Source organism: Streptomyces sp. NPDC111656 (assembly GCF_055656965.1).
On sequence record NZ_JBVKCA010000002.1, the window covers coordinates 583,161 to 609,159 of the forward strand.

Annotated in this window: 22 protein-coding genes and 1 pseudogene; 12 read left to right on the forward strand and 11 right to left on the reverse strand. The window is 71.4% G+C overall.

Annotated features, from left to right (window positions below; genetic code table 11):
• Nucleotides 1-185: 185 nt before the first annotated feature.
• Nucleotides 186-1,199, reverse strand: coding sequence for a tryptophan--tRNA ligase (gene trpS, locus ACZ7M3_RS08205; protein WP_351308493.1), 1,014 nt, complete (start codon nucleotides 1,197-1,199; stop codon nucleotides 186-188).
• Between the two features lie 140 nt (nucleotides 1,200-1,339).
• Here trpS and ACZ7M3_RS08210 point away from each other — a divergent pair, with 140 nt between their 5' ends.
• Entirely contained in the window at nucleotides 1,340-2,008 is a 669-nt protein-coding gene (locus ACZ7M3_RS08210) for a hypothetical protein (RefSeq protein WP_472061686.1), read from the forward strand.
• A gap of 13 nt (nucleotides 2,009-2,021) precedes the next feature.
• Here the strand turns inward: ACZ7M3_RS08210 and ACZ7M3_RS08215 are convergent, their stop codons facing one another.
• Nucleotides 2,022-3,518, reverse strand: a complete 1,497-nt coding sequence (locus ACZ7M3_RS08215) for a glycine hydroxymethyltransferase (protein WP_472062190.1) — start codon at nucleotides 3,516-3,518, stop codon at nucleotides 2,022-2,024.
• Nucleotides 3,519-3,800: 282 nt separating this feature from the next.
• Between ACZ7M3_RS08215 and rocD the strand changes: the two genes are divergently transcribed.
• Entirely contained in the window at nucleotides 3,801-5,009 is a 1,209-nt protein-coding gene (gene rocD, locus ACZ7M3_RS08220) for an ornithine--oxo-acid transaminase (RefSeq protein WP_472061688.1), read from the forward strand.
• A 91-nt stretch (nucleotides 5,010-5,100) separates the two neighbouring features.
• Here the strand turns inward: rocD and ACZ7M3_RS08225 are convergent, their stop codons facing one another.
• Nucleotides 5,101-6,288 (reverse strand): glutathionylspermidine synthase family protein, encoded by a 1,188-nt coding sequence (locus ACZ7M3_RS08225; protein ID WP_472061690.1) that lies wholly within the window; start codon nucleotides 6,286-6,288, stop codon nucleotides 5,101-5,103.
• Between the two features lie 71 nt (nucleotides 6,289-6,359).
• On the reverse strand, nucleotides 6,360-6,710 hold the full coding sequence (locus tag ACZ7M3_RS08230) for a hypothetical protein (protein ID WP_472061692.1): 351 nt from the start codon (nucleotides 6,708-6,710) through the stop codon (nucleotides 6,360-6,362).
• A gap of 142 nt (nucleotides 6,711-6,852) precedes the next feature.
• Here ACZ7M3_RS08230 and ACZ7M3_RS08235 point away from each other — a divergent pair, with 142 nt between their 5' ends.
• The 3 genes and pseudogenes from ACZ7M3_RS08235 to ACZ7M3_RS08245 all read left to right on the forward strand — a co-directional run bounded on the left by ACZ7M3_RS08235 (nucleotide 6,853) and on the right by ACZ7M3_RS08245 (nucleotide 8,286).
• Complete coding sequence (locus ACZ7M3_RS08235; protein ID WP_472062191.1) at nucleotides 6,853-7,680, forward strand: DMT family transporter; 828 nt, start codon at nucleotides 6,853-6,855, stop codon at nucleotides 7,678-7,680.
• A gap of 9 nt (nucleotides 7,681-7,689) precedes the next feature.
• Nucleotides 7,690-8,076: pseudogene (locus tag ACZ7M3_RS08240) on the forward strand (Scr1 family TA system antitoxin-like transcriptional regulator); the annotation flags it as partial.
• 9 nt (nucleotides 8,077-8,085) lie between these two features.
• The gene (locus ACZ7M3_RS08245) at nucleotides 8,086-8,286 is read left to right on the forward strand and encodes a DUF397 domain-containing protein (protein WP_472061694.1); all 201 of its coding nucleotides are present in this window, start codon (nucleotides 8,086-8,088) and stop codon (nucleotides 8,284-8,286) included.
• Between the two features lie 213 nt (nucleotides 8,287-8,499).
• On the opposite strand, the gene ACZ7M3_RS08250 is transcribed toward ACZ7M3_RS08245, so the two are convergent.
• Nucleotides 8,500-9,279: a DUF3050 domain-containing protein gene (locus tag ACZ7M3_RS08250; protein ID WP_472061696.1), complete on the reverse strand. Its 780-nt coding sequence runs from the start codon at nucleotides 9,277-9,279 to the stop codon at nucleotides 8,500-8,502.
• A 206-nt stretch (nucleotides 9,280-9,485) separates the two neighbouring features.
• Between ACZ7M3_RS08250 and ACZ7M3_RS08255 the strand changes: the two genes are divergently transcribed.
• The 6 genes from ACZ7M3_RS08255 (at nucleotide 9,486) to ACZ7M3_RS08280 (ending at nucleotide 17,590) form a co-directional block, all read left to right on the forward strand.
• Nucleotides 9,486-10,100 (forward strand): hypothetical protein, encoded by a 615-nt coding sequence (locus tag ACZ7M3_RS08255; protein WP_472062193.1) that lies wholly within the window; start codon nucleotides 9,486-9,488, stop codon nucleotides 10,098-10,100.
• Nucleotides 10,101-10,130: 30 nt separating this feature from the next.
• Nucleotides 10,131-12,329 carry an aminodeoxychorismate synthase component I gene (gene pabB / locus ACZ7M3_RS08260; RefSeq protein ID WP_472061698.1) on the forward strand — a complete coding sequence of 733 codons (2,199 nt, stop codon included), beginning with the start codon at nucleotides 10,131-10,133 and terminating at the stop codon, nucleotides 12,327-12,329.
• A 2-nt stretch (nucleotides 12,330-12,331) separates the two neighbouring features.
• Nucleotides 12,332-13,897 carry an AMP-binding protein gene (locus ACZ7M3_RS08265; RefSeq protein ID WP_472062194.1) on the forward strand — a complete coding sequence of 522 codons (1,566 nt, stop codon included), beginning with the start codon at nucleotides 12,332-12,334 and terminating at the stop codon, nucleotides 13,895-13,897.
• Nucleotides 13,898-13,997: 100 nt separating this feature from the next.
• Nucleotides 13,998-15,569, forward strand: a complete 1,572-nt coding sequence (locus tag ACZ7M3_RS08270; RefSeq protein WP_472061699.1) for a class I adenylate-forming enzyme family protein — start codon at nucleotides 13,998-14,000, stop codon at nucleotides 15,567-15,569.
• Nucleotides 15,566-16,765 carry an FAD-dependent monooxygenase gene (locus tag ACZ7M3_RS08275; RefSeq protein ID WP_472061701.1) on the forward strand — a complete coding sequence of 400 codons (1,200 nt, stop codon included), beginning with the start codon at nucleotides 15,566-15,568 and terminating at the stop codon, nucleotides 16,763-16,765. The genes ACZ7M3_RS08270 and ACZ7M3_RS08275 overlap by 4 nt, the downstream gene beginning before the upstream one ends.
• Before the next feature lie 18 nt (nucleotides 16,766-16,783).
• Entirely contained in the window at nucleotides 16,784-17,590 is an 807-nt protein-coding gene (locus ACZ7M3_RS08280; RefSeq protein ID WP_472061703.1) for an aminotransferase class IV, read from the forward strand.
• Between the two features lie 101 nt (nucleotides 17,591-17,691).
• Here ACZ7M3_RS08280 and ACZ7M3_RS08285 read toward each other — a convergent pair whose 3' ends face one another.
• Nucleotides 17,692-18,183 (reverse strand): carboxymuconolactone decarboxylase family protein, encoded by a 492-nt coding sequence (locus ACZ7M3_RS08285; protein ID WP_382123327.1) that lies wholly within the window; start codon nucleotides 18,181-18,183, stop codon nucleotides 17,692-17,694.
• On the reverse strand, nucleotides 18,176-19,699 hold the full coding sequence (gene pdxR, locus ACZ7M3_RS08290) for a MocR-like pyridoxine biosynthesis transcription factor PdxR (protein WP_472061705.1): 1,524 nt from the start codon (nucleotides 19,697-19,699) through the stop codon (nucleotides 18,176-18,178). Before pdxR ends, ACZ7M3_RS08285 begins: the two co-directional genes overlap by 8 nt.
• 47 nt (nucleotides 19,700-19,746) lie before the next feature.
• Here pdxR and ACZ7M3_RS08295 point away from each other — a divergent pair, with 47 nt between their 5' ends.
• The gene (locus ACZ7M3_RS08295; RefSeq protein ID WP_472061707.1) at nucleotides 19,747-20,292 is read left to right on the forward strand and encodes a carboxymuconolactone decarboxylase family protein; all 546 of its coding nucleotides are present in this window, start codon (nucleotides 19,747-19,749) and stop codon (nucleotides 20,290-20,292) included.
• Between the two features lie 126 nt (nucleotides 20,293-20,418).
• On the opposite strand, the gene ACZ7M3_RS08300 is transcribed toward ACZ7M3_RS08295, so the two are convergent.
• The 4 genes from ACZ7M3_RS08300 to ACZ7M3_RS08315 are packed head-to-tail and all read right to left on the reverse strand — an operon-like array spanning nucleotide 20,419 to nucleotide 25,994.
• Nucleotides 20,419-21,375 carry an ABC transporter substrate-binding protein gene (locus tag ACZ7M3_RS08300; protein WP_472061709.1) on the reverse strand — a complete coding sequence of 319 codons (957 nt, stop codon included), beginning with the start codon at nucleotides 21,373-21,375 and terminating at the stop codon, nucleotides 20,419-20,421.
• A 1-nt stretch (nucleotide 21,376) separates the two neighbouring features.
• Nucleotides 21,377-23,335, reverse strand: a complete 1,959-nt coding sequence (locus ACZ7M3_RS08305; RefSeq protein WP_472061711.1) for an ABC transporter permease — start codon at nucleotides 23,333-23,335, stop codon at nucleotides 21,377-21,379.
• Nucleotides 23,335-24,447: a quaternary amine ABC transporter ATP-binding protein gene (locus ACZ7M3_RS08310; protein ID WP_355302711.1), complete on the reverse strand. Its 1,113-nt coding sequence runs from the start codon at nucleotides 24,445-24,447 to the stop codon at nucleotides 23,335-23,337. The genes ACZ7M3_RS08305 and ACZ7M3_RS08310 overlap by 1 nt, the downstream gene beginning before the upstream one ends.
• Nucleotides 24,447-25,994 carry a GMC family oxidoreductase gene (locus ACZ7M3_RS08315; protein WP_472061712.1) on the reverse strand — a complete coding sequence of 516 codons (1,548 nt, stop codon included), beginning with the start codon at nucleotides 25,992-25,994 and terminating at the stop codon, nucleotides 24,447-24,449. The genes ACZ7M3_RS08310 and ACZ7M3_RS08315 overlap by 1 nt, the downstream gene beginning before the upstream one ends.
• Nucleotides 25,995-25,999: the final 5 nt, after the last annotated feature.

A 25,999-nucleotide genomic window follows, 5' to 3' on the forward strand; every position in this document is an offset into this window, starting at 1 on the left:
GTCGTGTCCGGTGCGTCGTCGGTCGCGTCACCGGTTGCGTTGTCCTTCGCGTCGCCGGGCGCGTTGTCTGGTTCGTACTCAGCCGTCCGGCTATCGACTGTAAGGCCACGGCTGTGCTGTGGGCAGGCGCAGCCGTAGTGATGTGCAGCGCTCCGCCCAGTGGTACGTGTGTGCGGTCGTACGCCTCAGTGCTTGGCGGGCAGGAAGCCCACCCGGTCGTACGCCTGCGCGAGCGTCTCCGCGGCGACGGCGCGCGCCTTCTCGGCTCCCTTGGCCAGGATCGAGTCGAGCGTCTCCGGGTCGTCCAGGTACTGCTGGGTGCGCTCCCGGAACGGGGTCACGAAGTCGACCATGACCTCGGCGAGGTCCGTCTTGAGCGCACCGTAGCCCTTGCCCGCGTACTTCTCCTCCAGTTCCGCGATACCGGTACCGGTGAGGGTCGAGTAGATGGTCAGCAGATTGCTGATACCCGGTTTGTGCTCGCTGTCATACCTGATGACGGTGTCCGTGTCGGTGACCGCGCTCTTGACCTTCTTGGCGGTGGTCTTCGGCTCGTCGAGCAGGTTGATGAGGCCCTTCGGCGTGGACGCCGACTTGCTCATCTTGATCGACGGGTCCTGGAGGTCGTAGATCTTCGCCGTCTCCTTGAGGATGTACGGCTTCGGGATCGTGAAGGTCTCGCCGAAGCGGCCGTTGAAGCGCTCGGCGAGGTCGCGGGTGAGCTCGACGTGCTGGCGCTGGTCCTCGCCGACCGGGACCTCGTTCGCCTGGTACAGCAGGATGTCGGCGACCTGGAGGATCGGGTACGTGAACAGGCCGACGGACGCGCGGTCCGAGCCCTGCTTGGCGGACTTGTCCTTGAACTGGGTCATGCGGGAGGCCTCGCCGAAGCCGGTGAGGCAGTTCATGATCCAGGCGAGCTGGGCGTGCTCGGGGACATGGCTCTGCACGAAGAGCGTGCAGCGGTCCGCGTCGAGACCGGCGGCGAGCAGCTGCGCGGTGGCGAGCCGGGTGTTCGCGCGCAGGTCCGCCGGGTCCTGCGGAACGGTGATCGCGTGCAGGTCGACGACCATGTAGAAGGCGTCGTGGGACTCCTGCAGGGCCACCCACTGGCGGACGGCGCCGAGGTAGTTGCCGAGGTGGAACGAGCCTGCTGTGGGCTGGATTCCGGAGAGCACGCGGGGACGTTCAGAGGCCATGTTCACCATTCTCTCAGGTGCACCCGGGAGCTCGGGAACAGGTGGGAACAGAGCTCTCCCCGGAAGGAGGACCCGGGCGGATACTCGAGGCACGTGCTGGGGGCGGACGGGGGACACGCGTGGCGGGCCGAGGCAGACGGGTGAGATCGGGGATCGCGGTGTTCTCGGGTGTGGTGCTCGCCGTGCTGGCGGCGCACCCGGCGGGGGCTTCGGCACCGGTCGCGGGGCACAGAGGGCCGGACATGGCCCTGGTCATCGAGGGCGGCACGGGGCGCACGACCGCACTGCACTCCGGGGAGCGGGACTTCACACTGCTGTGGGACCTGCTGACTCCCACCTACATGGGGACGGTGCGGGTGCCGGACGCGTGGACGGCGGGCGACTTCCCGCCGGTACGGGCCACCGTGATGTGGGGCCTGAGCGGGGTCGGGGGCTGGCCGCAGACCGACAGCGCGCCGGGGGGCGATGTCGCCATGGGGCGCCAGGACCAGCTGTTCCTGGCCGCGGACGGCACGCCCTGGGTGCGCACGGACCCCTCGCCCGACGTGGTGGACGACGACATCCGCTGGCACCGCGCGTCGCGCTCGGTGTACGAGCGGGTGGTCGGGCGGGGGAAGCTGCTCGACGCCGCCGCAGGCGCACCGGGCTCGAAGCGGGGTGTCGAGGAGCGTGCGCGGTGGGTGCTGCCCGGCCTTGGCGCGGGTCTGCTCCTCGGGGCCGGCGGCGCCTTTCTGGTGCGCCGCGCGGCGGCCCGGCGGGATGGAGCCGGACCGCCGCGGGAACCACGACAGGAGCTGATCGACCTCTGAACCGGGAGGTGGGTCAGCCGAGGTCGATCTCCGGGTAGAGCGGGAACGGGGCCAGCAGGTCGGTGGCGCGGTGGGCGATCTCGTCGGAGATCTTCGCGTCCAGGACGTGCTGGGCCTTGGACGGGGCGCCCTTGGCGGTGGTGCCGGGCTCGGCGGCGGTGAGGACGCGGTCGATGAGACCGGCGATCTCGTCCATCTCGGTGGTGCCCAGACCACGGGTGGTCAGCGCGGGCGTGCCGATGCGGATGCCGGAGGTGTACCAGGCGCCGTTCGGGTCGGCGGGGATGGCGTTGCGGTTGGTGACGATGCCCGAGTCGAGCAGCGCGGACTCGGCCTGGCGGCCGGTGAGGCCGTAGGAGGAGGCGACGTCGATCAGGTTGAGGTGGTTGTCCGTGCCGCCGGTGACCAGGGTCGCGCCGCGCCGCATCAGGCCCTCGGCGAGGGCGCGGGCGTTGTCTACGACGGCCTGGGCGTAGTCGCGGAACTCGGGGCGGCGGGCCTCGGCGAGCGCGACGGCCTTGGCGGCCATGACGTGCGGGAGGGGGCCGCCGAGGACCATCGGGCAGCCGCGGTCGACCTGCTCGGCGAGGCTCTCGTCGCACAGGACCATGCCACCGCGCGGGCCGCGCAGCGACTTGTGCGTGGTGGTGGTGACGATCTGGGCGTGCGGGACGGGGTCGAAGTCGCCGGTGAGGACCTTGCCCGCGACCAGACCGGCGAAGTGCGCCATGTCGACCATCAGGGTCGCGCCGACCTCGTCGGCGATCTCCCGCATGATCCGGAAGTTCACCAGGCGGGGGTAGGCGGAGTAGCCGGCGACGATGATCAGCGGCTTGAACTCACGGGCCGACGTCCGCAGCGCCTCGTAGTCGATGAGGCCGGTGGCGGGATCGGTGCCGTACGAACGCTGGTCGAACATCTTTCCTGAGATGTTCGGGCGGAAGCCGTGGGTGAGGTGGCCGCCCGCGTCCAGGGACATGCCGAGCATGCGCTGGTTGCCGAAGGCCTGACGCAGCTCCGCCCAGTCGGCCTCGCTGAGGTCGTTGACGTTGCGGACGCCCGCCTCGGCGAGGGCCGGGGCCTCGACGCGGGCGGCGAGGACGGCCCAGAAGGCGACCAGGTTGGCGTCGATGCCGGAGTGCGGCTGGGCGTAGGCGTGCTCGGCGCCGAAGAGCTCGCGGGCGTGCTCGGCGGCGAGGGCCTCGACGGTGTCGACGTTGCGGCAGCCGGCGTAGAAGCGGCGGCCGACGGTGCCCTCGGCGTATTTGTCGCTGAACCAGTTGCCCATGGCCAGCAGGGTGGCCGGGGAGGCGTAGTTCTCCGACGCGATCAGCTTGAGCATCTCGCGCTGGTCGGCGATTTCCTGACCGATGGCGTCGGCGACGCGGGGCTCCACGGCCCGGATCACGTCGAGGGCGCTGCGGAAGGCGGTGGACTCGGTGGAGAGGGGCTCGGGCATGGACGGCCTCCGGACGTGGCGTTCAGCGTTCACGGGTCGGCCCAGGCGCACGGCACTCGTTGCCACGTCTCCCTGTCCGGACGACTCCGGGCCCTTCGGCCCACCTGTCTTTCCGGCCGGGGGTCCGGGGGTTGTCCCCCGGGAAGACACAGCATGGGCCGCTCCCCGATGGTCGATCCCATCCCAGCGCGCCAGTCACGGCCCGTCGCCAGCCTACCGGGCGCGCCGGATCGCCGGGTTCCCTCGTCCACCATGCGAGCGACGATATGAAGGGAGCCACGAGCCAGACCCCCGTGCGGCAGCGATGCCTGGGCTGCAGGAAACGGAGATCCCGTGACCACCACCGAACGACTCATCGCCTCGGCCGACGCGCACGGCGCGCACAACTACCACCCGCTGCCGGTCGTCGTGGCGACGGCGGACGGGGCCTGGATGACGGACGTCGAGGGCCGCCGTTTCCTCGACCTGCTGGCCGGCTACTCGGCGCTGAACTTCGGCCACGGCAACCGGCGGCTGCTCGACGCGGCGAAGGCGCAGCTGGAGCGGGTGACGCTGACCTCGCGGGCCTTCCACCACGACCGGTTCGCCGACTTCTGCGCGCAGCTCGCGCAGCTGTGCGGCATGGAGATGGTGCTGCCGATGAACACGGGTGCGGAGGCGGTGGAGACCGCCGTGAAGACGGCCAGGAAATGGGGGTACCGCGTCAAGGGCGTCCCCGACGGCCGGGCGAGGATCGTCGTGGCGAGCGACAACTTCCACGGCCGTACGACGACACTCATCAGCTTCTCCACGGACGCGGAGGCGCGGACGGACTTCGGGCCGTTCACGCCGGGCTTCGACATCGTGCCGTACGGGGACCTGGCCGCGCTGCGGGCGGCGGTCAGCGAGGAGACGGTCGCGGTGCTGCTGGAGCCGATCCAGGGCGAGGCGGGCGTGCTGGTGCCGCCGCCCGGCTACCTCGCCGGGGTGCGGGACGTGACGCGCGAGCGGAACGTCCTCTTCGTCGCGGACGAGATCCAGTCCGGGCTGGGTCGCACGGGCCGCACCTTCGCTTGCGAGCACGAGGGCGTGGTGCCGGACATGTACGTCCTGGGCAAGGCGCTCGGGGGCGGGGTCGTACCGGTGTCGGCGGTGGTGTCGAGCAGGGAGGTGCTCGGGGTGTTCCGGCCCGGTGAGCACGGGTCGACGTTCGGCGGGAACCCGCTGGCCTGCGCGGTGGCGCTCGAGGTGATCGCGATGCTGCGGTCGGGCGAGTACCAGCGGCGCGCCGCGGAACTCGGTGACCACCTGCACCGGGAACTGGGGCTGCTGACGGGCTCGGGGCATGCCACGGCGGTGCGCGGGCGGGGGCTGTGGGCGGGCGTCGACATCGCCCCCGAGTACGGCACGGGACGCGAGATCTCCGAGCGGCTGATGGACCGGGGTGTCCTGGTCAAGGACACCCACGGGGTCACGGTCCGGATCGCCCCGCCGCTGGTCATCAGCAAGGAGGACCTGGACTGGGGGCTGGCTCAGCTGCGTGCGGTGCTCGGCGCCGACTGAGCGCTCAGGGCCTGTCCGGCCGGACAGGCCCTGGCTAGGTCCTGTCGTCTACATTCCCGTCGTGGGGCAGACGGGAATGTGACGACAGGGCCTAGAGGATCACGTGGGGCAAGAAGCGGGCGTACTCGTCCGTGATCAGCCCGGACGACTCGCGGATGCCGAGCCCCGCCGACTCGCCGTCCACGACCCAGGCGCCGAGGACGACATGGTTGCCGTCGAAGGAGGGAAGGGGGGCCAGTTCCTGGTAGCAGCAGGGCTCGTCCTCGCGTACGACGGGGGCGGCGCCCGGCGCGTGCACCGTCACCCCGGCGCCCTCGCGGCCGAGGAGCGGCTTGGCGACGTACCCCTGGGTGGTGGCCAGCTCCCGGGGACCGTCGAGGTGGGCGGGAAGGAGGTTGGGGTGGCCCGGGTACAGCTCCCAGAGCACGGCGAGGAGGGCCTTGTTGCTGAGGAGCATCTTCCAGGCGGGCTCGATCCACAGGGTCGTGCCCGTACCGCCGCCGTTGTCGAGGGTGTCCAGGACGTGGTCGGCGAAGCGGTCGGTGGTGAGCCACTCCCAGGGGTAGAGCTTGAAGCAGCTGCGGATGAAACGGAGCTGATTATCGACGAAGCGGCCGGAGAGGGGGTCCCAGCCGATCTCCTCCACCGAGATCCAGTCGGTGTCCAGGCCCGCCTGTTCCGCCGTCTCCTTCAGATACGCGACGGTCATCAGGTCCTCGCCGAGTTCGTCGTCGGCGGAGTGCGCGAAGTAGAGGGGGCTGCCCGGCGGAAGGAGGGCGGCCTGCTTCTTCCAGGCGGCGACGAGGCGTTCGTGCAGGGAGTTCCACTGGTCGGCGCCGGGGAAACGGTCCTCCATCCAGAACCACTGGGGGCTCGCCGCCTCGACGAGGGACGTCGGGGTGTCGGCGTTGTACTCCAGCATCTTGGCGGGGCCCGTGCCGTCGTAGCGCAGGTCGAAACGGCCGTAGACGGAGGGGAGTTCGGCGCGGCGCTGCCAGGCCTCGGCGACCGCCCGCACGACGCGCGGGTCGGTGATGCCGAGGTCGGCGAAACGGTTCTCCGTGACGATGTGCTCGGCCGCCGCCAGGCACATGCGGTGCAGTTCCTCGACGACCTCCTCCAGCGCCTCCACCTCCGGGAGCGAGAAGGCGTAGTACGCGCTCTCGTCCCAGTAGGGGCGCAGGGAGTCGTCCGGGTAGCGGGTCAGGGGGTAGATGAGGCCCTGGTGCTCGACGGTCTGCTGCCAGCCGACGCGGGGCTCGATGGTGCGGCGTTCCATGGCGTACGGGTCCGATCGGTGCTGGGCGCGCGGTCTACGGCTACGGGTGCGGTGACGCGGTGTCACGTCGCTCAGCCGCCGGAGCTGCCCTTGCCGCTGCCGAAGCCGCCGCGGTCGACGGAGTGGTGGGTGCCGCCGCTGGTGCTGCTGCCGGATCCCTTGCTCGCCCTGGTGAAGGAGCCGCCGTCGACCCAGCTGCCCTTCTTCTTGCCGCCGTAGTACCAGCCGCTGCTGACCGAGGTCTTGGTGGTCTTGCAGTTCTTGTCGGCGACGACCTTGTAGCCCTTGAGCGAGGTGTAGCTGTCGCGGTCGACACAGCGCTTGTCCGGATCCGAGGAGCAGGCGGTGAGGGCCGCCGCGAGGAGTCCCATGCCGCCGAGTACGACCGTGCCCGAGCGCAGTTGCCGTCGTGTGTCCGCCATTTTCGATCCCCCGTTGTTGTCACAGTGCGTCCTGCTGAGCACCCTGCTGGGCGCAAGCGATCAGATTAGAGAACGGCTGTGACAGGTGGGCGGCAACCCCCTCCTTTTCGGCGTCCCCTACAGTCACTTCGTGCTCTTTGGAATGGTGTGCGCACTTGGTGCGGCGGTCTGCTTCGGTACGGCGACGGTGTTGCAGGCGATCGCCGCGCGGGCGGCGGCCGACAGTGGCGGCTCGGGCGGGGACGCGGCGCTGCTGCTGCGCGCGCTGCGGCAGTGGCGGTATCTCGCGGGCCTCGCGCTGGACGGGCTCGGCTTCCTGTTGCAGATCGCGGCACTTCGCTCCATCCCCATCTACGCGGTCGGGGCGGCGCTGGCGGCGAGCCTCGCGGTGACGGCGGTGGTCGCCGCGCGGCTGCTGCAGGTGCGGTTGAGCGGGGTCGAGTGGGCCGCGGTGGGGGTGGTGTGCGCGGGGCTGGCGATGCTCGGGCTGGCGTCCGGGACGGAGGGCGGCGAGGCCGGGTCCATGACGCTGAAGTACTGGATGCTGGGGACCGCGGTGGTGGTGCTGCTGCTCGGCCTGGTGGGCGGGCGGCTGTCCGGGCGGGGCCGGGCGTTGGTCCTCGGGCTCGGGGCCGGGTTCGGTTTCGGGGTCGTCGAGGTCTCGGTACGACTGATCGACGACCTCGCGCCCGCCACGCTGCTGACCAACCCGGCGACGTACGCGCTGCTCATCGGCGGAGGCGCCGCGTTCATCCTGCTGACCTCGGCGCTGCAGCGCGGCTCGGTGACGACGGCCACGGCCGGCCTGATCATCGGCGAGACCGTCGGACCGGCCCTGGTAGGGGTGATCTGGCTGGGCGACCGCACCCGCGAGGGCCTGGCCTGGCTGGCGGTACTGGGGTTCGCGGTGGCGGTGGCGGGCGCGTTGGCACTGGCACGGTTCGGCGAGGCACCGGTGGAGGAGGGGTGACGGGGCTTGCGGAGGGTCGTCATCGAGGGTCCCACGCCCATTCCCTACGAGGCCGTGATCCACGAAGCAGCACTCCGCGTCAAGGTGGCCGGACGGCCCGCTTCGCGGGCCCCACTCACCCGGGTTGTGGAACTGTCCGAGGCGGAGCACATCAGCGTGCGGGTCATCCCGTTCGGCCTGGACGACTTTGCTGGCGCAGGAAGCGCCATGGTGTACGTGGGTGGCGCGGTAGCACGCCTGGACACCGTCGTACGCGATGCTCCGCACGGCACGGTCTTCGTCGATTCGGAAGCCCAACTGGAGCACTTCCGGAAGCTCTTCCGTAGGGTGAAGGGTGAATCTTTGGACCCCGGTCAGTCACGTGACCTCATCCACAGGCTCATCAAGGAACTGTGAGGAAGAGCCATGGCCTCCCACCTCAAGTGGCAGAAGTCGTCCTTCTCCGGCGGCGGTGAAGGCAACGACTGCCTCGAAGTCGCCGCCACCCCCACCACCCTCCACCTCCGTGAGAGCGACACCCCGGCCGCGGTCCTCACCACCACGTCGACCGCCCTCGCCCACCTCCTGGCAGGCATACGCGCCCACGACATCCCGGGCCAGGCGTGATCGAAGACAGCGCCCCTGCATGGATGAACCATACGAAGGGCTCACCACGTCCCGCAGAGCAACATAGGGAAGTTTGAGCGGCAAAACCGCTGATCACGGCGGCGTTGGCAGCAGCCGTACCTCGGACTCGGGGAGCTTGGCCCACCAGTGGAGAGGCCGGGCGCAGCCCCGCCGCAGGGGACCGTCCGCGGCAGCGCGCCCCTCAAGTCGTCGTCAGGCCATCGCCTCCACGATCCCGTCCCACAACCGGGCCCTCGCCTCGAGGGCCAGCGTCGCCGTTTCGACCGCCTCCTGCCAGCGCGTGTCGTCCGTGCCGCAGAGGTCGGCCACCATCTGCATGGCCATGGGGGTGTGTTCCTCGCCGTCGACCTCGATATGTCGGGCCAGGTAGTCGCAGAAGAGCGGGAAGCGGTCGGTGCCCTCCTTCTTGATGACCTGGTCGAACATGTCGGGGATGAGGTCCTCCCGGGAGAAGGCGAACGCGGCCGCCCGGCAGTGCAGCGGCCGGTCCGAGATGATCTCGAAGGTGGTGCGGACGAACTCGGCCGCGGGGGCGGGGACTTGGGCGACGCGCAGCGCCGAGGGCACGTCGTGGCCCTCGGTGATCAGGGCGAGGAAGGTGTCGATCCTGATCGCGTCGGCGTCCGCCTCGGTCATGCCCGCGCGGTACAGCTCGAAATGGCTGGTGAAGCCGCCGTTCAGTTCGTCGCTCTCCTCGACCAGGACGATGTCGTTGATCAGGCGTCGGCTCACCTCCGTGCCGCGCGGCACCCAGGGGACGTCGACGCAGGTCAGTTCCCGCTGGAGGGACTTCAGGAGCGACATGAAGTCCCATACCGCGAACACATGGTGCGCCATGAACGTCGCCATGTCCTCCCGACTGTTTATCCGCTGGTAAATCGAGTGGGTGGTGACCTCCTTCCGTGCGGGTTCGATCACGGAACGCGCCCGCTCGATTCCCTCGTGGTTCATATTCCAGTCGTACCTGGACATGGGATCTCCTTCTTGGTGCCGGATGGGGGCCACAGCGGCGGTGGATGGCGATCGTGCAGCCTTATCGAGGGGCCTCGCAAGCACTTTCTGAAATTACGGGAGAGTTACCAGGAGTATCGATCGACAGAAGATGTCAAGATAACCGAAAGATAAACAAACGGTCACGATCCGGACACTCGAAAAACTTCGTTGAAACTTTGAACGCGCTGTATGCGCTTTCCGTACTCGGTGACGTGACCAGGAATCCCGTAACCGTCACCGTGGCGTATCACGTGATCCCGGGCCGCGAGACCGACTTCCACTCCTGGGGGTGGGCCGTGCTGCGGGCGAGCTCGCGCGAACCGGGCTTCATGGGGGGTGGTGTACTTGCCGACGGAGAGGCGGAGTGGCATGTGGTCTACCGCTTCGACAGCGAGGGATCGGCCCTGGCCTGGGAAGACTCGATCATCCGGGCGCAGTGGGCCACCCGGGCGGACCCGTTCGCCCGGGAGACGGGCCGGCGGAGCGTGCGGGGCTCCAAGAGCTGGTTCGACGCCCAGACCGGCGCGCCGAAACCGCCGCCGGCACCGATCCCGCCCGCGAAATGGAAGCTGTGGTTCATTAATATGAGCGCGGTTTTTCCGCCGGTGCTCTTATTCAATCTGCTCGTGATTCCGTATCTCGGCGGTCTCAATCCGCTCATCCGAACGCTGCTGCTGTGTCTGTGTGTGACGGCCCTCGTCACCTGGATTCTCATGCCGCGCCTTCAGCGATTCTTCAAGAAATGGCTGTACCCACCGCTCCAGGCGCTCCGCGGACGCCACAAAAGACGGACCGCGTAGGCCCGAGAACGATCAAAGGGAGGTGGGCGGGTGAAGACCCTGCTCATCGACAATTACGACTCGTACACGTACAACCTGTTCCAGCTGATCGCCGAGGTCAACGGCGAGGAGCCGGCGGTGATCCTCAACGACGCCGCCCCCGACGGAACAGACGGAAGAACTCCGGATCTCTCGGAATTCGACAATGTGGTGGTGTCGCCGGGCCCCGGACACCCGGCCGAATCCCGTGACTTCGGGATCAGCGCCAGAGTGCTCGCGGAGTCCACGATCCCGGTGCTCGGTGTCTGCCTGGGCCACCAGGGCATCGCGCTCGGGGAGCGGGGTCGGGTGCTGCCCGCCCCGGAGCCCCGGCACGGGCATCTGTCGAGAATCCGGCACGACGAGCGGGACCTGTTCCAGGGGCTGCCGCAGCACTTCACCGCGGTCCGCTACCACTCGCTGTCCGTGCGCGAGCCGCTGCCCGAGACGCTGGAAGCCACGGCCTGGTCCGAGGACGGCGTCCTGATGGGACTGCGGCACCGCACCCGGCCGCTGTGGGGGGTGCAGTTCCACCCGGAGTCCGTCCTGACCGAGTACGGCCACCGGATGCTCGTGAACTTCCGCAACCTCACGGCGCAACGCGCCCGCAAGACCCGTACGAAGAACACCGCGGTCACCCCGTCCGCGGCGGCCATCCCCGCCCCCGCCGGGCCCTCCCGCCCCGCGCGGACCGTCCGCCCCGCCCACCGGCTGCACACCCGCCGCATCGCCACCGCCGTCGACGCGGAGGCCGCCTTCACCCGGATGTACGCCGCCTCCCCGCGGGCGTTCTGGCTGGACAGCGCACGGGTCGAGGAGGGGCAGTCACGGTTCTCGTTCTTCGGCGACGGCTCCGGGCCGCTGTCGGAGTTCGTCCGGTACGACGTCACGAGCGGCCGCTGCGAGATCGAGCGGGCCGGCCGGCCGCCGCGCAAGGTCCGGGCGAGCGTCTTCGACTACCTCAAGCGGCAGTTGGCGAACCGCCGCGTGGACGCCACCGGGCTGCCCTTCGACTTCACCGGCGGATACGTCGGCTACTTCGGGTACGAGGCCAAGGCCGACTGCGGCTCCCCCAACCGCCACCGGGCCGAAACCCCGGACGCCTGCTGGCTGTTCGCCGACCGGCTGATCGCGGTGGACCATCAGGAGGGCTTCACCTACGCCGTCTGTGTGGCCGAGGACACCCCCCAGGCCACCCGGGAGGCCACCGACTGGCTCGACGGCGCACTCGCCCAGCTCACCTTCGTCGGTCCCGACCCGCAGCCGTTACCGCCCGCTCCCGTGTCGGCCGAGCCGGACCTCGCCGCCGCCGAACCATGGCTCGTCCGCGACCGGGCCACCTACCTCGCGGACATCGAGGCCTGCGCGCGCGAACTCCGCGCGGGCACCAGCTACGAGATCTGTCTGACCAACGCCGCCCGGCTGCCCGCGCCGCCCGACGCGTACGACTTCTACCGGGTGCTGCGCCGCGTCAACCCGGCGCCGTACGCGGCCTTCCTGCGGTTCGGCGACCTCGACGTGGCGGGCGCCTCCCCCGAGCGCTTCCTGCGGATCACCCGCGGCGGCGTCGCCGAGGCCCGGCCCATCAAGGGCACCGCGCCCCGGGGCGGCACCCCGGAGGAGGACACGCGCCTGCGGGACACGCTCGCCGCCGACGCCAAGACCCGCGCCGAGAACCTGATGATCGTCGACCTGCTCCGCAACGACCTGGGCCGGGTCTGCCGGACCGGGACGGTACGCGTCTCCCGGCTCATGGCCACCGAGACCTACGCCACCGTGCACCAGCTCGTCTCCACCGTCGAGGGCCGGCTGCGCCCGGACACGGACGCGGTGGACTGCGTCCGCGCCTGCTTCCCCGGCGGCTCGATGACCGGCGCGCCGAAGCTGCGCACCATGGAGATCATCGACACGCTGGAGACCGAGGCGCGCGGGGTGTACTCCGGGGCCCTCGGCTACCTGGGGTGCAGCGGCGGCGCCGACCTCAGCATCGTCATCCGTACCGCCGTACTCGCGGACGGGCTGACGCACCTGGGCGCGGGCGGCGCGATCGTCCTCGACTCCGATCCGGCCGCGGAGTACGACGAGATGCTGCTGAAGACGGCGGCACAGATGCGGGCCCTGCGGGAGTACCAGGAAGCCACCCCGGCAGGGGTGAGCGCCCGTCGGGCGGACACCCCCCGCCGAGCCGCCGTAGAGGAGCCCGCCCGGTGACGATCCCCACCTCCACGCCGACTCCGCAGTCGCCGACCGGCACCCACGCCGACGCCGACGCCCCCGGCAACCTGGCCACCCATCTAGCCGCGCTCGCCGAGCGGCGCGGCTGGGGCGACCGGATCGCCTTCCACCAGGGTCACCGGGCCTGGACCCACCGCGAGGTGCACGAGCTCGCGGGCCGCGCGGCCGGTGTGCTCGCCGCGCACGGCGTGGGCGCGGGCGACCGGGTGCTGCTCGCGCTGCCCGACGGGATCGCCTGGGTGGCGGCCTTCCTCGCCACCGCCCGGCTGGGCGCCGTCGCGGTCCTGGTCAACCCCGAACTGCCCCCGGCCGAGCACGCGTTCATGGCCGAGGACGCCAAGGCCGTGCTCTGCGTGACCGGGCCGGGCCTGGAGGACCGCTTCACCGACCGTGTGCGCCTCGGCGCCGATCAGCTGATGGCGCTCACCGCCGACGCCGAGCCGGCCGCCGCGCACCCGGTCCACGCGCACACCCCGCTCTACGTCCAGTACACCTCCGGCACCACGGGCCGGCCCAAGGGTGTCGTGCACTGCCACGGCGACCCGAAGACGTACCACGACCTCATCGGCCGGCGGCTGCTGCGGATCACCCCGGACGACGTCACCCTGTCGGTGTCGAAGCTGTACTTCGCGTACGGCTTCGGCAACGCCTTCGTCTTCCCGCTCTTCTCCGGCTCCTCCGCCGTCCTGGTGGACCGGCGTCCGAACCCGGCCGCGGTGGACGAGTTGGTCGCCCGGCACCGGGTCACCCTGCTCTACTCCGTGCCTTCCGCGTACGCCGCCCTCGTCGCCGACCGGGGCAGCGGCCACGCGACCTGCTTCGCCTCCGTACGCGCCGCCGTGTCGGCCGGGGAGGGCCTGCCCGAGGGGCTCGAAAAGCAGGTCGCCGATCTGCTGGGCGCGCCGGTCCTGGAGCAGATCGGCTCCACCGAGGCCGGTCACGCGTTCTGCGCCAACAGCTTCGAGCACAACCACCCGGGCACGGTCGGCCGCCCGGTCCCCGGCTTCGAGGTGGAGCTGCGCGACGGCGCCGGTGTGCCGGTGGAGGACGGCGCGGAGGGTGAACTCTGGGTGCGCGGGCCGACGTTGACGCCCGGCTATCTGAACCGGCCCGAGGAGACGGAACGCACCCTGGTCGGCGGCTGGTTGGCCACCCACGACCGGGCGCGCCGGGAGGCGGACGGCAGCTACCGGCACCTGGGACGGACCGACGACCTGGAGATGGTCGGCGGGATCACCATCTCCCCGCTGGAGGTGGAGGCCGTGCTGCGGGCCCATCCGGCGGTGAAGGAGGTCGCGGTCGCGGCCATGACCGACTGGCGCGGCTTCAGCCGGCTGCGGGCCTTCGTCGTCCCCGTCTCGCCGCTGCCGCCCGGCCTCTCCGGACTGTCCGGGCCGTCCGGTCTCGAGGCCGCACTCGTGGGCCTGGCACGCGAGCACCTCGCCGCGTTCAAGGTCCCCAGAGCCATCAGCTTCGTCCCGTCCCTGCCCCGCACCTCGACCGGAAAACTCCGCCGCCACCTCGTCCGCCAGGGCGCCTGGTGACCACCGCGGCACCACGACCACAGAGCACGACCACACACCACGACCGCAGACCACAGCCACAGCCACAGCCACAGACCACAGGACAGAAGGGAACGGGCACATGCGACAGCAGCAGCCCCTGCTCGCCGACCGCGGTTTCTACCTGGGCCCGATGTTCCGGCACGCGGCGGACCGCCACGGAGCCGTCTTCGTCACCCTGGACCGGCCGCTGGACGTCCGTCCCGGCCTGGGGGTCGACCTCAGCTATCCGGTCCTTGCCGAGGTGGTCGAGGAGCTCTCCGGACGGCTGTGGGAGGCCGGGGTCCGGCCCTCGGAGGAGGTGGTCGTCCACAAGACGGACAACGTCGACATCGTCCTGCTGACCTGCGCCGTCTCCCGTATCGGGGCCGTCCCCGTCCTCCTGTCGCCCGCACTCGCAGGCCCGGTGGTGGGCCGGCTTCTCGAACGGCTCCACACACCCTGGCTGATCACCGACAGAGCCAAGCTGGAAGGCCCGCTGGCGGACGTCGACCTCTCCGCCCTCGTACGACGGACGCTCTCCGTGGACGACGCGCCCGGGGCCGAACCCCTGGAGAAGTACGCCGGGTCGCGGACGCCCTCTCCCGTCCGGCTGCATCCGCGCGAGCCCGCCCTGATCACCCACAGCTCGGGCACCACCGGCCTGCCCAAGCTCGCCGTGCACTGCGCGAACACCATGTGGAACCGGCTCGTCCCGCAGAAGGCGATGGGCTGGCCCACCCGCGGCGAGACCGCCGCGCTGCACATGTCGTTCGTGCACTCGCGCTTCTACCATCTGCTCGGCGTCCTGCTGCACTTCGGCAGCCCGCTCGTACTCATCACCGACCCGGACCCCGCCACGGTGGGACCGCTGCTGACCCGGCACCGCCCCGGCATCGTCGAGACCCACCCCAACACCTTCGTGCTGTGGGAGGAGCTGGCCGACGCCCCCGGAGCGCCGCTGTCGCGGGTCCGCTCGTACGGCTCCACGTTCGACGCGATCCATCCGCGCACCGTACGGCGGCTGCTGGACGCCTCGAAGCGGCGCACGCCCTGGCTGATCCAGCTGTACGGGCAGAGCGAGACGGGTCCGGTGGCCTTCCAGTGGTTCACCCGGCGCAGCGCCGCCCGCGCGGACGGGCGCCGGGTCGGGATCGGGATCCCCGGCTTCACCCGGGTCCGGGTCACGGACGACTCCGGCGGGCGGGCCAGGCCCGGCACACCCGGCCGCATCGAGGCCCGCACCCGGGGGCGGATCCTCACCTATCTCGGCGCCCGGGAGCAGTACCTGCGCCAGCTGGACGGCGACGGCTGGTGGCAGATGGGCGACATGGGATACCAGGGCCGACTGGGCGGGCTGTATCTGATCGACCGTGAGATCGATCAGATCGACTCGGTGCACAGCAATCTCGAGGTCGAGGACGCCCTGATGGACCGGCTGGAGGAGCTGCGTGAGGTGGTCATCGTGCCCGGCGCGGACCGGGAACCGGTGCCGGTGGTGTGCGTACGGGGCGAAGAGCCGCTGGACCCGGCGCGCTGGCGGGAGGCCACGGCCGACCTGCCGCCCCTGGCCGAGCCCCGGCAGTGGCGCTTCGAAGAGCTGCCGATGACCGCGACCTGGAAGGTGAAGCGGGTGGAGATCACCCGCATGCTGGCCGAGGGCGCGCGCACGTGAGCGGCGCCCCCGGCCGACCGGTCCTCGTGGTGGGTGCCGGGCCCGTCGGGCTGTCGGCGGCGCTCGCGCTGCGGGCGTACGGGCTGCCGGTCGTGCTCCTGGAGGCGGACCCCGCGGAGCGCGAACGCCCGGGCAGCCGCGCCCTGTTCGTGCACCGGGAGACCCTGCGGCTGCTCGACGGGATGCGCCCGGGGCTGGCCGCCGAGATCACGGCGTACGGGCGCACCTGGCACACCAGACGCACCCTGTACCGGGGCCGCGAGGTGTACGCCCGCACCTTCCCGCCCCCGTCCACGCCCGGCCTCCCGCCCTTCACCAGCCTGCGTCAGGTGGACACCGAGCGTTTCCTGCGCACCGCGTGCGAGGCGGCCGGAGTGGAGTTCGCGTGGGGGGCGCGGGTGACGGGGGTGCGCGTCGCGCCGACGGAGGTCGTGCTCACCGGTGAGGACGGCCGTGTCTGGACCGGCACGCACGCCGTCGCCGCCGACGGGGCGCGCTCGGCGGTCCGGGGCGAGCTGGGCATCCCGATGGAGGGGACGCGCGCGGACGGCTTCCATGTCGTCGTGGACGTCGCCGACCTGCCGGGCGCCGAGCTGCCGTTGGAGCGGGTCTTCCACTACGAGCATCCGGGGGTGGGCGGCCGCAGCGTGATGCGGGTGCCGTTCACCGGGGGCTTCCAGGTCGACCTGCAGTGCCGGGACGACGACACGCAGGAGGCGTACGGGACCGAGGAGGCCGTACGGGAATGGCTGCCGGCGGTGGTGGGCGACGGGTACGCCGAGCGGATCCTGTGGGTGTCGACGTACCGTTTTCTGCGCAAGGTCGCCGCCTCGTTCAGCGACCCGCACCGGCGGGTGCTGCTCGTCGGTGAGGCCGCCCATCTGTTCCCGCCGTTCGGCGCGCGCGGGATGAACAGCGGGATCGCGGACGCGGCGGCCGCCGCGCGGGCGATCGCCGACGGGACGGCCGCCGCGGTCGCCGGGTTCGCCGAGGTCCGGCGGGCTGCGGCCCTGTTCAACAGCGCGGCCGCCGGCAGCGCGCTGGACCATCTGCGACCGCACCGCCGGATCGTCCGCGTCAAGCAGCGGGCGGCGGCGGCGCTCGCGCCCGTGCTGCCGTGGTGCGGTTCCTGGCTGGAGCACGCGCCGTACGGGCCACGGAACGGTTCGCCCGCTGTCGCGGGCCGCAAGTACTGAGACCGAGAGGGGTACGCAGTGACACAACCGGCCATCGCGGAGGAGCTGTTGGCGTGGGCGCCCGGCCGTGGGCTGACCTCCGGTCCGGCCCCCGGCAGGTTGCCGGGCGGGCGGCTGCTCGTCGCGGACTCGTGGCTGCTGCGCGAGGGCCGGATGCGCGGCTTCGACCGGCACCGGGAACGCTTCCTGCGGGCCTGCGGCGACTGCGGCGGCCCACCGCTGGACCGGCTCGTCGCGTTCTGGCGGGACATGACCGCCGCGCTGCCGCGCACCGGGGAGTGGTTCCCCCGGGTCGAACTCGCCTCGGGCTCCATGGAGCTGCGGCTGCTGCTGCGGCACGCGCCGCCGCTCGGCACGGGCGTACGGGTCTGGGCGGCGGGGCAGAGCGATCCGCGGACCGTCCCCCGCCGCAAGGGGCCCGACCTGGACACCCTGGCCCGGGTGAGGCGGCGGGCGTCCGGGGAGGGCGCGGAGGAAGCGGTGCTGATCGCGTCCTCCGGTGTGGTCCTCGAGGCGGCCACGGCCAGCGTGCTGTGGTGGGAGGACGACACCCTGTGCCTGCCCTCGCCGCAGCTGCCCGTCCTGGCCGGAGTGACGGCCGGCCTCATCCAGGAGCGGGCCCACCGGTCCGGGATCCGTGTCGCCCACCGCGAACGGACCGTGGCCGAGCTCGACAGCCGTGAGGTGTGGCTCGTGAACGCGCTGCACGGGATCCGTCCGGTGACCGCCTGGACGGCGCGGCCGATGAGCCCGGCGCCGGCCGTGCGCGCCCCGGAATGGCGGCAGTGGCTGGACGACGTCATGGAACCGCTGCCGGTCGACTGAATTCCGGACACAAAAGCCGAAGACGGACCGATGACCGAAAAGCAGCGCCGGGACGAATTGAATTCGCCCCGGCGCTCCTTCTCGTGCCCTCGTTCCCGAATTCAGCTTTTCTTCTGGGCGGGCTGATAGGCGCCCGGCACCATACGGGTCGCGATCGCGATCCGGTTGTACGCGTTGATGACGGTGGCCGCCCAGATCAGCGCCGCGATCTGAGCCTCGTCGAAGACCTCCGCCGCCGCGGTGTAGACCGCGTCCGGCACGTGTCCGTCGTGGACCAGCGTCACAGCCTCGGTCAACGCCAGTGCGGCACGCTCCCGTTCGGTGAAGAACGGGGTCTCCCGCCAGGCGTTCAGGGCGTAGATCCGCTGCTCGGTCTCGCCCCCGGCGCGGGCGTCCTTGGTGTGCATGTCGAGGCAGAACGCGCAGCCGTTGAGCTGCGAGGCACGAATCCTGATCAGCTCCAGGAGTTCCGGTTCGACCTTGGCGTCCTGGGCCGCGGAAACGGCGGCGCCGTGCAAGGCGCCCATGGCACCGGACACCTCGGGGGTAATCTTCTTGAGGGCTACACGGGACAGGGCTTCACTATTACTCATGGGGCGACTCTATTCCATGAAAAGGGCCGTCGCCTCCCTCATTGTGGAACGTACCGTTGAAAGTGCTGTGGAAGGTTCTGTTGAAAGTTCCGTCGAAAGGCAGTGCCGCGCACAATGCGTCCAGCGCCCCCGACCACCCGTGGTCCGGCGGTGTCCCGTACCCCACCACCAGCGCGTCGGTCCGCACGGCGGATGACTCCGGGTGGCGGTAGCGGTCGAGCCCGTGCACCGCGAGCCCCTGCCAGGCCGCCGCCCGCAGCGTCTCCTGCTCGGTGCCGGGCGGCAGGCGCAGCACCACGTGCAGGCCCGCCGCGATGCCCGTGGCCCGGACCCCGGGGGCCTGTTCGGCGAGCCGCGCCACCAGGGCGTCCCGGCGGCGCCGGTAGCGCAGCCGGGACGCGCGGATGTGGCGGTCGTAGGCGCCCGACGTGATGAACTCCGCCAGGGTGAGCTGGTCCAGCACCCCGCACGACCAGTCCACCCCGCCCTTCGCCGCGACCACCTCCGGGGCGAGCGACGGCGGCAGCACCAGCCAGCCCAGCCGCAGACCGGGCGCCAGGGACTTGCTGGCCGTGCCCACATGGACCACGTGGTCGGGGTCGAGGCCCTGGAGGGCGCCGACCGGCTGACGGTCGTAGCGGAACTCCCCGTCGTAGTCGTCCTCCAGGATCAGACCGCCGCCGCGCCGCGCCCAGTCCACCACCTGCGCCCGCCGGTCGGGGTGCAGCGGTACGCCCATCGGGAACTGGTGGGCGGGCGTCATCAGCACCGCCCGTACGCCTCCCAGCGCGTCCCCGCCCCGCGGGCCGGCCGCCAACTCCTCGGTACGCGTGCCGAGTTCGTCGAATCCGAGCGGCACCGTCCGCAGCCCGGCCCGCTCCAGCAGCCGCCAGTGGACATCGAGCCCGTAGGACTCCACGGCCAGCGAGTTCAGTCCCCGCCCGCGCAGCACCTGGCCGAGCAGCATCAGACCGTGCACGAAGCCGGAGCAGATGACGATGTGCTCCGGATCCGTGCGGACGCCCCGGGCGCGGGCCAGATAGCCGGCCAGGGCGGTGCGCAGTTCCACCCGGCCGCGCGGGTCGCCGTAGTCGAGGGCCTCGTGCGGGGCGAGCGTCAGGGCGCGGCGGGAGGCCTTCAGCCAGGCCGCGCGGGGAAAGGAGGACAGGTCGGGGGTGCCGGGGACCAGGTCGTACGCCGGGCGGGCGTGGGTCCGGCGGCCGGGTGCGGCGGCGGTGGAGGAGGCCCGCACCGGGCGGCGGGCGACGCTCGTGCCCGAGCCCTGGCGGGCGGTGAGCCAGCCCTCCGCCACCAGGTCCGCGTACGCCTCCGCGACCGTGTTGCGGGCGATGCCCAGGTCGGCGGCGAGGGAACGGGAGGAGGGCAGCCGGGTGCCGGGCGCGAGGCGGCCACTGCGGACCGCCTCGCGGAGGGCTTCCGTCAGACCTCTGCGGACACCGGGTCCGGTCGGCTCGACGTGGAGGTCGACCCCGAAAGTGGCCCAAGATTTCGCCATGTAAATGGACCATACTCCTGGGCTGCTTCGCTCGTAGGGTCGAGAACATGACGACGAACGACGCCACCACCGAGACGACCGCCACGACCGACACCACAGCCCCCGACACCACAGCCGAGTACACCCCCGAGCACAGCCCCCGCCTGCACTGGGCCAAGCACGCCCCCGAGGTCTACAAGGCCATGCTCCGGCTGGAGACGGCCGCGCAGCAGGGGCTGGAGCCGAAGCTGCGCGAGCTGGTGAAGATCCGCGCCTCGCAGCTCAACCACTGCGCGTTCTGCCTCGACATGCACACCAAGGACGCGCTGGCCGCCGGCGAGAGCGTGCAGCGGATCATCCAGCTCAGCGCGTGGGAGGAGTCGAAGCACTTCTACACGGCGAAGGAACTCGCGGCGATCGAACTGACCGAGGCCGTCACCGTCCTCACCGACGGATTCGTACCGGACGAGGTGTACGAGAAGGCGGCGCGGCACTTCGAGGAGGCCGAGCTGGCGCAGCTGATCGCCGCGATCACGGTGATCAACGCGTGGAACCGGTTCGGCGTGAGCACGCGCATGGTTCCGGGCCACTACGAGGCGGGCCGGCACCAGTGACGGAGCGCGGCGAAGCCACGAGGGAGCGCACGAAGGCGCTCGACCCGGCGGTCGGGCGGGCCCTGTCCGCGCTGAGCGCCGCCGCGAAGAAGGGGCTCGGCGAGCCCGCGCGCGCGGTAGCCGCGGTCACGACAGCCACGCGCGCCATGTCGACGCGTGGCTGTCGACCCACTTCTTCGCCGCGTCCTGCGCCGACAGCTTGTCGTTCGCGATCATCAGGGAGACCTCGTTCTGGTCCTCGGTGGTCCACTTGAACTTCTTCAGGAAGGCGGCCGCCTTGCCGCCACTCTTCGCGAAGTCGGCGTTCAGGTACTTCTGGAGCGGTGTGTGCGGGTAGGCGCAGGCGACCTTGGCCGCGTCGGCGTCGCAGCCCTCCTCGTACGGCGGCAGCTTCACCTCCGTCATGGGGACCTTCTTGAAGAGCCACTGGGGCGAGTACCAGTAGGTGAGGAAGGGCTTCTTCTCCTTGGCGAACTGCTTCATCTGGGTGATCTGCGCGGCCTCCGAACCGGCGAACACCACCTGGTAGTTCAGCTTCAGGTTGGCCACCAGGGCCTTGTCGTTGGTGACGTAGGAGGGCGAGCCGTCCATGAGCTGGCCCTTGCCGCCGCTCTCCGCGGTACGCAGCTGGTCGGCGTACTTGTTGAGGTTCTTCCAGTCGGTCACGTCGGGGTGCTGCTCGGCGAAGTACGTCGGGACGTACCAGCCGATGTGCCCGGTGACGCCCAGGTCCCCGCCGGGGGCGATGGTCTTCTTGTCCTCGACGTACCGCTTCTCCTGGTCGGGGTGGCCCCAGTCCTCCAGGATGGCGTCGACCCGGCCCTGGCTGAGCGCGTCCCACGCGGGGACCTCGTCGACCTGGACGGTGTCGACGCGGTAGCCGAGCTCGTGTTCCAGCAGGTACTGCGCGACGGCCACGTTGGCCTGCGCGCCCACCCAGGACTGGACGGAGAGGGTCAGGCTCTTCGCCCCCCGCGCGTTCGCGAAGGGCGAGGCCTGCTTGGTCATGTCGACGGCGCCGCAACCGGTCAGCGTCAGCAGTGCGGCCGCACCGGCCATCACCGAAGTCGTACGTAGGCGCATGTCACGCTCCCTTCTTCGTGGTCCGCGCGGTCGGCTGAGTCACCCGGTCGAGCATCAGGCCGAGGCAGACGATCGCCGCGCCGGCGACGAGACCGGTCGCCAGGTCGCCCTGCGCGAGGCCGAACACGACGTCGTAGCCGAGCGCGCCACCGCCGACCAGACCGCCGATGATGACGACGGCCAGGACGAGCACGACGCCCTGGTTGACGGCGAGCAGCAGCGACCGGCGGGCCAGCGGCAGCTGGACCTGGCGCAGCTGCTGGGCGCCGGTCGCGCCGAGCGAGCGGGCCGCCTCCAGCGCGGCCGGGTCGACGGCGCGCAGGCCCTGGGTGGTGATGCGGACGACGGCGGGCAGCGCGTAGACGACCGCGGCGGCCACGGCGGGCGCGCGGCCCACGCCGAACAGCGCCACCACCGGGATCAGGTAGACGAACTGCGGCATCGTCTGGAAGACGTCAAGGACCGGCCGCAGCAGCCGCTCGACGCGCTCGCTGCGCGCCGCCGCGATACCGGTGGCGAAGCCGAGCACGAGGGTCACGGCGACCGCGGCGAGGACCTGCGACAGCGTGTCCAGGGACGGCTTCCACACGCCGAGCACCCCGATCGCGGCCATCGCGAGGACCGCGGTGAGGGCGGTGCGCCAGGTGCCGATCAGCCAGGCGAGGGCGGCGACGATCAGCAGGACCGACCACCAGGGCAGCCACTGGAGGCCGTCCCGGACGGGGTCCAGGACCCAGGTGGTGAAGTGGCCCGCCCAGTCGGCGGTGCCGCCGATGTAGGGGACGCCGGAGTAGAGGTGGTTGGTCATCCAGTCGACGACGCGGTTCACGGGCTCGGCGATGGAGAGGGTCCAGGAGGCGGGCCAGTCGAGACGGCCGGTGAGATGTCCGGCCAGCGCCACGGCGAGGCCCGCGCCGGCGGCGTACGCCCAGCGCAGTGCCGTCGCCCCGGAGTCCGAGCCGAGCCGCTCCCCGGCCGCTCCCGTCACCCGGTCCAGGACGACCGCGAGCAGCACGATCGGGATGCCGGCGGCGAGGGCTGCGCCCACGTCGACGGAGGCCAGCGCCTGGTAGACGCGGTCGCCGAGGCCGCCCGCGCCGATCACGGAGGCGATGACCGCCATGGACAGGGCCATCATGATCGTCTGGTTGAGGCCGAGGAGGAGTTCCTTGCGGGCCAGCGGGAGGCGGGCGGTCAGCAGGCGCTGACGGGCGGTGGCGCCGAGCGAGGTGACGGCCTCCATCACCCCGGCGTCGGCGTCACGCAGGCCGAGCGCGGTGAGACGGGCCATGGGCGGGGCGGCGTACACGACGGTGGCGAGGACGGCGGCGGGGACGCCGATGCCGAAGACGAGGACGACGGGCAGGAGGTACGCGAACGCCGGGAGCACCTGCATGGTGTCGAGGACGGGGCGCAGCGCGCGGAAGGTGCGGTCGGAGAGCCCGGCGGCGAGGCCGAGCAGCGCGCCCAGCAGGACCGACGCGAGGACGGCGACCACCATGAGCGCGAGGGTCTGCATGGTCGGCACCCACATGCCGAGCAGTCCGCAGGCGAGGAACGCGACTGCTGTGCCGAGCGCCAGCCGTACGCCGGCCGTGCGCCAGGCGACGAGTGCCGCGACGGCGGTCACACCGGCCCAGCCCGCCGCGAGCAGCACCACGTAGACGGCGCGCACGGAGAGGACGACGGCGCTGCTGACGTACCCGAAGAAGTACAGGAACAGGGGGTGGCTGTCCCGGTTGTCGATGATCCACTCGCTGGCTCGGCCGAGGGGTGCGGAGAGATCGACGGTGAGGGCGCCCGGCCAGGTGCCGCTCGCCCAGTGGGAGTCGAGGACCGGGACGATCACGGCCGCAGCGACGGCGAGCAGCAGCAGCTTGCCGAAGGCCCGGTGTCTGCGGAGGTTCTTGAGCAGCGTGGAGACGCCGGAGTGACCGACGGTCGCGGTGACGGTGGCCATCAGGCGGCCTCCCCACGGGGGCCGTCCGGCGCCCCTGCGGCGGGCGTGTCCGCGCCGGCCACCACGCCGAGCAGCGCCGCCGAGTCCACGACGCCGACGCAGCGTCCCTGGTCCATCACGCGGGCGGGGTCGCCCGAGCGGGCCACCGCCTCGATGGCCTCGGAGACGGTCGCGTCGGGTGCGAGCGCCGGGCCCCGGGCGGCCTCCGCGGCGGACGCGGCCCGCATGGCCGTACGGACGGTCATGACCTGTTCGCGCGGTACGTCCCGGACGAACTCGCGGACGTAGTCGTCGGCGGGCGAGCCGACGATCTCCTCGGGGGTGCCGAGCTGGACGACTCGGCCGTCGCGCATGAGCGCGATGCGGTCACCGAGGCGCAGCGCCTCGTTGAGGTCGTGGGTGATGAAGACCATCGTGCGGCCCTCGTCGTGGTGCAGCCGGACGACCTCCTCCTGCATGTCGCGCCGGATCAGCGGGTCGAGCGCGCTGAACGGCTCGTCGAAGAGGAGGACCTCGGGGTCGACGGCGAGCGCGCGGGCGAGCCCGACGCGCTGCTGCTGGCCGCCGGAGAGCTGAGCGGGCCTGCGCTGCTCCATGCCTTCCAGGCCGACCTTGGCGACGACCTCGGCGGCCTTCTCGCGGCGCTTCGCCTTGCCGACACCCTGGATCTCCAGGCCGTACGCCACGTTGTCGAGCACCGAGCGGTGCGGGAGCAGGCCGAAGTGCTGGAAGACCATCGCGGCGCGGTGGCGGCGCAGTTCCCGCAGCCGGTTCTTGTCCATGGCGCGTACGTCCTCGCCGTCGATGACGATCGCGCCCGCGGTCGGCTCGATCAGCCGGGTGAGGCAGCGGACCAGCGTGGACTTGCCGGAGCCGGACAGCCCCATGACGACGAAGACCTCGCCCTTGCGGACGTCGAAGCTCACGTCACGGACGGCGGCCGTGCAGCCGGTGCGGGAGCGGAGTTCGGCGGGGTCGAGGGCGGCGAGCCCGGGGTCGGCGGGGACGCGCTCGGCCTTCGGCCCGAACACCTTCCACAGGCCTTCGACGGAGAAGACGGCGTCGGCGGAACTGGCGGGCGTACTGGCGGGGGTGCCGGTGGTCGTACTCATCACGCACCGCCCCCGATCAGCTCGGCGCATTTCTCCCCGACCATGAGCACTCCGATCATCGGGTTCACCGCGGGCATCGTCGGGAAGACGGACACGTCGGCGATCCGCAGGCCGTCGAGGCCGCGCACCCTCAACTCGGGGTCGACCACGGCGAGTCGGTCATCCGTGGCGCCCATCCGGCAGGTGCCCGCCGGGTGGTAGACGGTGTGCGCGACCTGACGGGCGTACGCGCTCAGTTCCTCGTCGTCGGTGACCTCGGGCCCGGGGCACACCTCGCGCTTGAGCCAGCCGGCGAGCGGCTCGGTGCGGGCGATCCGGCGGGCGATGCGGATGCCGTCGACGAGGGTGCGGCCGTCGTAGTCGTCCTCGTCCGTGAAGTAGCGGAAGTCGAGGGCGGGCTTGACCGATGGATCGGCGCTGGTCAGGTAGAGGCGGCCGCGGCTGCGCGGTTTGGGGATGTTGGGGGTCATGGAGACGCCGTGCGCCGGGCGTTCGTAGCCCAGCCGCTCCGGGTTGTCCGTGAAGGGGATCTGGTAGAAGTGGAACATCAGGTCGGGGCCCGCCTGTTCGGGGTCGCGGCGCACGAACAGGCCCGCGTCGGAGTCCATCGCCGAGTTCTCCGGGATCGGCCCGTCGGTCTCCCAGACGATGACCGACTCGGGGTGGTCGAGCAGGTTCTCGCCGACGCCGGGCAGGTCGTGGGCGACGGGTATGCCGAGCTCCGCCAGGTCGTGGGCGGGCCCGATCCCGGAGTGCAGCAGCAGCCGCGGCGAGTCGACCGCGCCCGCGCACAGCAGGACCTCGCGCCGGGCCCGTACGAGGGTCTCCGTGCCGTCCTCGGCGCGTACGTGCACGCCCGTGGCGCGCGTCCCCTCCAGCTCCAGCCGGTACGCCCAGGTCTCCAGCAGCAGCGTGAGGTTGGGCCGTTCGTCCATCACCGGGTGGAGATAGGCGACCGACGCGCTGGAGCGCTTGTTGTTCTCGGGGTGGTAGGCGAGGTCGAAGAAGCCGGTGCCCTCGGTGAACGGCTTCTTGTTGAAGCCCTCGACGCGGGGCACGCCCAGCGCGCCCTGGGCGGCGTCCACGAAGTCGCGGGCGATGGCGTTGCGGTCCTTCTCGTCGACCGGGACGATGTTGTTGAGGAGCCGCGCGAAGTACGCCTCCATGGGCACCGCGCCCCAGCCCTTGGCGCCCGCCTCCTCCCACTCGTCCCAGTCGGACGGCAGCGGCTTGAAGGCGATCAGCGTGTTGTGGGACGAACAGCCGCCGAGGACGCGCGCCCGGCTGTGCCGGATGTGCGAGTTGCCGCGCGGCTGCACGGTGGTCGGGTAGTCGTAGTCCAGTTCGCCGCCGAGCAGGCCCATCCAGCGGCGCAGGGTGAGGACGTCCTCACGGCCGACGTCGCTGGGACCGCCCTCGATGACGGCGACCGTCACGTCGGCGTTCTCGGTGAGACGGGAGGCGATGACGGAGCCTGCCGTGCCGCCGCCGATGACGACGTAGTCGTACGTGTTCTCGGACGCGTTCTCGTGCGTGCTTTCGTGCATGGAGG